Genomic DNA, 7,805 nt, shown 5'->3' with positions numbered 1-7,805 from the left:
TAATCACTGTAACCGATAATCGGAGCGTTGAGTTCAATTTCCGTGAAAAGTTCCCACGTGCCTTCATTTGATGAAATCGTAACATTAATTGGAGCAAGATGACCATCAGGGACTTCATTATCCACTGTCAGATAAAATGCCTGATTATTAGGTTCCATAGTGCCTGCTGCAATATCAGGATAGGCACTACTATCATCTATCAGATCAATCCAGGTATCATATGTAGAGATATTTACTGAGACATTGTGAGCTGTTTCTGAACCGACATTACTGATCGTCAGATCAAAATAGATATTTTCACCATAATCCGCTGCACCATTGCCATTTTCATCATCAAGCTGCATGGCACCAATAGTTAAGAATGGTCCATCAGGAGGAATTGGCATTGTGGAAAATAAGATGGCACTCTCATCAGTAATTGTCCTGGCAGCAGTTGGATAGCTGTTATTAAAGGTGTATTCCAAACCTATCATACCAGTTTGATCTTCGAGTCCAACAGTGCAAAACTGTCCATGATCTGCTCTATAGGAACCTTGATTGACATTATTGAATTCTTTATACTGGATCTTTATCTTACTATCCATAGTACTGGTTGGATAATAATTAGCGTCATAAAGAATGATCTGGAAGGTTTCTTCGGCATTACTATTCTCATTCTGGAAATTATCCCATTCAATAATGTAATAATGCATTCCTGGATCATAGTAAGTATATACGTGTCCTGAGCCATTATGCAGATCATCCCAGAAAGCTGCTATCATTGGACTTGGTCCATGAGCATCTGGAACATGCCAGTTCATGAATGATCTGATCTGAGTACCCCCTGGAGCTATCCAGCCAGCCGTGCTGACAGTGAACGTAGTGTAATGTTCACCGTAAAAATTAAAAGTGAAAGACCCTGGGAAAGTAACATCTTCGATATCACAATCATCACCATATTGGATAAACAAACCAGTATCATCACCAATAGCATTGATCTCTATCCAGCTATATGTAGGACACTCAAGATATTCATCATCCTGATCATCATAGGCAAGGTAACCATAAGCATCAGGTCCTACTGGGTCATCAATTGTTACAGTACCAACTTCAAGATTGAACATTATATCCTGCTCAAATCCTTCTGAGTTAGATACAGTCATTGTCAATGGAAGCAAAGTACCAGGAATAGCCAGTGAGTTAAGGGTGATTTCAAAATTATTGGCATCGTTGTCAGCAGAATTACCTGGCATGATATTGCTGTAAGCTCCCGTATCATCGTCTATGTTTATAAAGGAATCTTCAGAGGAGAGAATTGCTGTCAATTCACCGCTGGCAGTATCTCCAAGATTTTCTATTTCCACTGTAAATCCCGCTGTCTCTCCGGGATCAATAACTCCACTCACACCACTTAGAGTGTAACTATTAAAAGAAAGAAAAGGAGCAGCAACTGATATATCCAAAATCCCATTGAATTCCTGAATTCCGCTGCTAATAGTTACTTCCAGTTGGAAAACTGAACCACCAGTAACAGCCGGATCGATATTCAGCACAAAACTGCTAAGAGGTGCAAGTTCAGCTCCAGCACTGATATCAGGATAACTTACTTCTGAAGTGCTGATTTCAACCCATGATTCATGGCAATTGATCAACCCAGTTACTCCAGTAGCAGTTTGAGAGCCTGAATTATTTACAAGAATATCAAGTTCAATGGTCTCACCATTATTAATAATGCCATTAGCATTTCCACTTGATAAACCTAAATTATCATCATCAACATCATAATCACGAGGATTTAATTGCACGTTTTGAGCTGCAATTGTGAATTCATCCTGAAAACTGATATAATCATGTGATGTTACCGTAATAGTGACATCTCCAGATTCATCTTCAGAAATAGGCAGCCAGATCTCCCCGGCAGCATTAGTAAATCCTGTGGCAAAGATATCATCATCACCTTTAAGTATTGTAACCCAGGCATTTTCTATGCCTACTCCCTGAGCATCAGTTACTGTAATCGGAACATCTAATGCTCCTAATCCGACAATAGAGGGATATTCCACATCAATTGTCTGAGGAATACCGGTATATAAACTCACACTGGGATCTCCCATCAGGTTATTCCAGTGCGAAAAAGAATCAACAAAGTTACTGGGATTCTGAGGATAATTCATATACAAATTATATTTCCCATTAACCAGTGCCCCACCAGGAGAGAATATATCAAGATTAAATATCCCTTCATACATACCTGCTGTTACGCAATTATTAAAGCAGGTATGGGTACCAGAAGTTGCTGTTCCTACGGCAGCGATAGCTCCTTTAGGATTTGAAGGAGTTCCCGCTCTGGCAAAAACTTCGCTGCGGCAGGTTCCGGCAAAGCCACCAGTTCCACAGGTCAAGATCGTGGCAAAGGGCAGCATCCACCCGTTATTAAGTGAAGTTATATTGTTATTACCAAAGCCACTCATTCCGATCCATCCTCTATAACAGAAATATAGAGTCCCTCCATTTAAGGCATTGCTCATCAGGGATGAATAACTGCCACTAAAAATCTCATTATAGCTAAATTCGGGATTATATGCCTGCGTGACTTCCTGTACATAACGGCAGGTGGAAATAGTGGAAGGACCTGACGAACTTGGATCTCCAACCAAAGTGATCGTCTCCAGCCAGTCTGGATTTGTCACATAGGGTTGTTTCTCATAGTTAATAGATTTTGCAATCATGGTTTGCAGTTCAGTTATATTGCCAAAGGGCATTCTACCCACAATAACATCTGCCAGCACGTCACCGCCTGCCAGTTGGCTATAAGGCTGATCTCCTTCACCACCGTAAGAACTCCAGGTATTTGTCCAGGTGGGAATATTATAAGAGCCGCCTGCATCACCTACTAATACAACATATTCGGGAGGGTTTTCCCAGTTATTATAAGCAGATTGAATATAGTTTTTAATGGCTGTACTTGAGTATCCGGTCTGAGTAGTACTGACTGTGTGCACTTCAAAGCCACGTTCATGTTTCCAGTCTGTGAGATATGCCAGAGCTGAGGTGACCGCAGTATTATTTGTGTGAATAAAGAGAATACAGGGTTGCTGAAATTCATCTCTTGTTTCAGAAGCTTCATAATTTATAATATTACCTTTATAGAAAGGTTCAAAAGCTCGTGATATATAATTATCATCATTCAGCTCATTGATCCCTGGCTCAGGAGTCATACTCACCTGCAGAGCAAATTCGCTGACAATAGTCAATTCCCGGCTGACAGGGTCCCAGCTAAAGGGGCAAACGGTAACCGGCACCAGTCTTACATCGCGCATAATAGCTGGTTCACCCATAAAAGCTTCTGTTTCAGGAAAGATACTGCCACTGGCGTAATACTGTTCATCGCGACTAAATTCATCTCTAGCAGGTTCACTTTCCAGCTGTAATTCCTGACGGGGAAATATCGTCACATCTGATAACGTGGAAGAATTTAAAACTTCATAACTCAGTTGTGGTGTACCAGTTCCTGTTATTGCTACTAAAGTAGTAAATACCGGCAGATCCGGCTTACCTATCTGCAGCAGATCCCCTTCTTCCGGATGAGAAATTTGCAGATATTCCTGCCCTGCTTTTTCTAAGGTTTCAATTTCATATCCATCAAGTTGAAAATTCAGCTCTGTAATACTACGATCAGAGCTCTCACAATTAAATAAGTTGCTTTCACTGCTCTGCAGACTAACCCAGCTTGCCTGAAGGCTCCAGATCATCAGCACGATCACTATTAGAGATAATTTTTTCACTTATCCTCCGCAATTTTTATTTTCGATCTAAGCTATACATTAAGATGATGCACTCATCAGAAATGCCTGCCCCGAATATTCAGAGCAGGCATCTTAATTCAATATTCTTTTATTTTATTAGTAACATTTTTTTAGTGGAAACATAATCACCGATTATGCTTCGATAGAAATAAACTCCACTTGGCTGTGAATCTGCATCCCAGATCAGAAGATGATTTCCTGAGCTGTACACTTCATTTGTAAGTGTATTCACTAATTGCCCTTTGATATTGTAGATATTGATCTTTACAGGAGTATTATCTTCTTTGACGCTGAATGAAAGAGTAGTTTGGGGATTAAATGGATTTGGATAATTACCAAATAATTCATTAGCATAGATGATTTCATCATTATTTTCATCCACAGTACTGAAATCAAAAGAATATTCTCCCCAGTCAGATGCATTTATCTGCATCATGAATTCCTCTTCCCCAGCCTGAGAATCAAGTTCTACCGGAATCCGCACGATCACCTGATCATCTGTAAAACTATAAGCATTGCAGCAAGACAACATCCAGCCGTTCTCATTTTCATTCCAGGCAAGCAGGGCATTTTCCGTTTCCATCAATTCGGGTGTACCCAGGCTAACCTGCTCCATCTGCTCAGCTGTCATGCTGAATGAATATATATCTCCATCTGCAATAACCATCAGATAAAGTTCATCATCAAGCAACTGGCAATCTAATCTGATATCAGCATCCGGCAGATTCACTGGATCCCCGTTTTGAGCCGGGAATTCCGTAATAAGCCCTACTACAAATTGCAAGATCAAAGAGCCATCATAAGCTTCAATAGTATTATTATTATCCACATCAGCACATTCTATCCTTTCTGCTTCCCAGGGTATCGGGTCAAGCTCCGGCAGGGGATCGAGTCCCACAATGTATTGCAGCACGCAAGATGCATCAAAGGCATCCACTACCTGAGAATCATCAACATCACCATAAATAACGCCACCTCCGATAATTAAATTTACCGGAATGATCACTGTCTCCTGCAGAGGATCGTTTGTATTGAAGATCAGTTCACATACATATTCCCCAGCTTCCAGCTCTTCAGTGTGGGCTGTTAATTGCAATATGATCTGATCATTCATTATTATCTCACCACTGGTTGCAGATATATCCAGCCAGTTGATTACTTTGTGAATATATATAGCCAGCTCATCTTCCAGATAATTATCGTTATGTAATATTTGCAGTGCATCTGAAGCCTGGGCATCCTGAATACCTATCGTGCAGGTATCAAGATCACCATCTAAACTATTATATTGGAGTTTGATATCACCTGTATCCCAGATGACAACTTCAAACTCATAAGTGCCATTAAAATCACCAGGATAATGGATAACACCATCGAACATCACCACCAGATGATCATCAAAACTCTCATAATATACATTTCCGCCACCATTTCCGCCAATCGCCGGATAAAGATCATCCCACAAAGGCATAATGGCAGGTCTGGGAGCATCAGCATCTGGCAGAGAAGAATTTGACCATTCTTCATTATCCGCCCCAAAGCCTATCCAGCCATTGGGATTGATCAGAAATTCATCATAATCTGCGCCATAAAAATTAAAGGTGAAGCCTATTGGCATCAAAGCTGTCCCCACATCATTATGAGTAAAACTCACCTGAGTTCCGGTGCTTGAGATATCTATCCAGTCAAAGTCCACAGCTCCGGCTTCATTGCTGTCCAACCACATGTATCCATAATCATCAGGACCACCACTATCTCTGCTTTCCAGATAATGCCTGGTGACATTCCAGATCAGATTTTCTTCACCTTCATTGGCAATCTCCAGATTAGCATATCCTGTTTCACCTTCTTCCAGCATAAAATTAAGTTCTTCTGTATCCATCACCATCTCTGCAGGATCAGGAATTCCAATTGCCGGGAAAATTATATAATCAATCCAGGCACAATCAGAGCCGCTGGATACATTACTATCCTTTTCATATCTCCATTGTATGGTGTGTTCACCCTGTGAAATATCAAAGCTTGCCTGAGACCAGGGTAATTCACCTGACCAGGCTCCCACTTCTTCACCATCAATATAAAATCTCAATAAGTCATAACCCCCTTCGGAAGACACTTTGTATCTGAAACTGATCTGTCCTGAGAATAGAACATTAAGATCGAGCAGAATCCTGCTGTTTTGATTATTACTGATCGTTCCTGATTTCGCACTGTAATCTCCTTCATAAGCCAGATCGTCTATCTGCCAGTCACTATTGCCACCAAATGTCCAATCATAACCACTAAAATCCCCACTTTCAAAATCTTCGAATATTAATCCCACCGGTTCAACAAATTCTTCCAGGAATGAATAATTATCTGCCGAGCACACCAGAGCAAATTCCACTGGAGTTCCGATCTCTATATCAGTACCCACATTTATTTCAAATATCCCTTCTGCCTGATCATTAGCTGCTATCACGCCCAGATCAAAAGTCTGAACCAGGATCGCTATTTCGGCATTATTACAGGATAATTGCAAACTGGCATAAGGTGAATCGCTTTGCCCATTATTTAAGATCTGCAAAGTTACTATAGCAGATTCTCCAGGGTCAAGTATTCCGTCATTATCCCCGGATATACTGTCATCTATATTGATTCCACCATAGATAAGAGATGGGGCATTTAAAGTCATCTGAAAATATGATACCCAATCTTCCCTGTCATCACCAGTCACTGTAATCGTGAAATTTACTACATGCTGATCAGGAACATCATCACTGATCATAAAGCTAACAGCATCTATAAGTTCAATTACACTCTCTGCATTGATCTCACCTATTACTTCATCAGCATCCAGCATCGTGATATATTCATCATCAGTACTAATATTTAGTACAGTATTAAGGGCATTTTGATTTCCCACATTATAAAGCTGAAGATCAAGCGAAATCTCCTCATTATAATCCGGTAATCCGTTATTATTTCCAGCACTATCATTCAGAGTATAACCCTGATATACTACATAAGGCTGATCAGAAACAACAATGATCACACCCTCATAACGATTATAATTATGAGCAATTATTGAAATGTCCAGAGGTGATGGACTGGATACCGGTTCTTCCAGATTAAGGTTCAGCATTCCATTGAAGCCTGTTAATCCTCTACCCAGTAATTCTCCATCCTGCAAAATTGCTACTCGGGCATTATTAACATTGGTTTGAATGCTTATCTGTGATACTCCTATTGATACTGAAACCGGTACTGATGCTTCTATATCATCAGGAATATCTGTCCAGATATCAAGTGAGGGGTCACCAAAAAGGTTGGTTTCATAGCATGCCCAGCGCATATTGCTGTTTGTCAGCATATAGCTTACATCATCTTCATGAGAATATTGATTTACTAATCCTATCTCAGTTATTCCTTCTCCAAATATACCGTCAAAGAACATCCTGTCATAATATTGCGAAGAACTGTTTGTGCCTCCCGGCATATACCAGCCATAACGTGAATTTGCAATACAGGCAACATAGCCGCCTGGTATTCCATCAGTTATCTTTTCGGCAAAACAATCCTCAGTTAAATAATAACCACTATAATGCCAGTTATCAAATGAGCCATTATAACATCCCTGGGAATAACCTATAACAAAACCCCGTGTTATTCCATTATTGGTAAAATTCGCTGCAGTTAGATCGCTGTTATCCATTTTCATATTATAAGTGGGACTGCTGTGTCCCAGATGATTCAAAAGGTTAATTCCTGTATCGGAAAATTCGTCAAAAAGGTCATATTTACTCCAGCCACCATCACGGTCATAAAAGGTGTTAATATTAATATTGGCTGTGAAACCTGTTGTGCTGTAGCCATCAAAATAACCGCCGGATACTATTTGATCCTTATAATTTCCACCATAGGTCCAGGGGCTGTTATTCAGCTCTTCTCCCACCATCACAGCTTTAACTATATCTTCTTCCACGGGGCTGTTTTGATAAAGTATATGCTTATTCACCAAAGTAGCAACTTCCGAAGCAC

2 protein-coding genes are annotated in these 7,805 nt (G+C 40.3%); both read right to left on the bottom strand.

Translation table 11 applies throughout. The features are described 5' to 3' along the window. A partial coding sequence (locus RAO94_12490; protein ID MDP8323158.1) for a C25 family cysteine peptidase occupies nucleotides 1–3,764 on the bottom strand: 3,764 nt, incomplete at its 3' end. Nucleotides 3,765–3,873: 109 nt separating this feature from the next. Further along, on the bottom strand, nucleotides 3,874–7,805 hold a 3,932-nt coding region (locus RAO94_12485), incomplete at its 5' end, for a C25 family cysteine peptidase (GenBank protein ID MDP8323157.1).

Source organism: Candidatus Stygibacter australis (genome assembly GCA_030765845.1).
GTDB classification, from domain to species: domain Bacteria; phylum Cloacimonadota; class Cloacimonadia; order Cloacimonadales; family TCS61; genus Stygibacter; species Stygibacter australis.
This window is presented reverse-complemented; position numbering and strand designations above follow the sequence as displayed.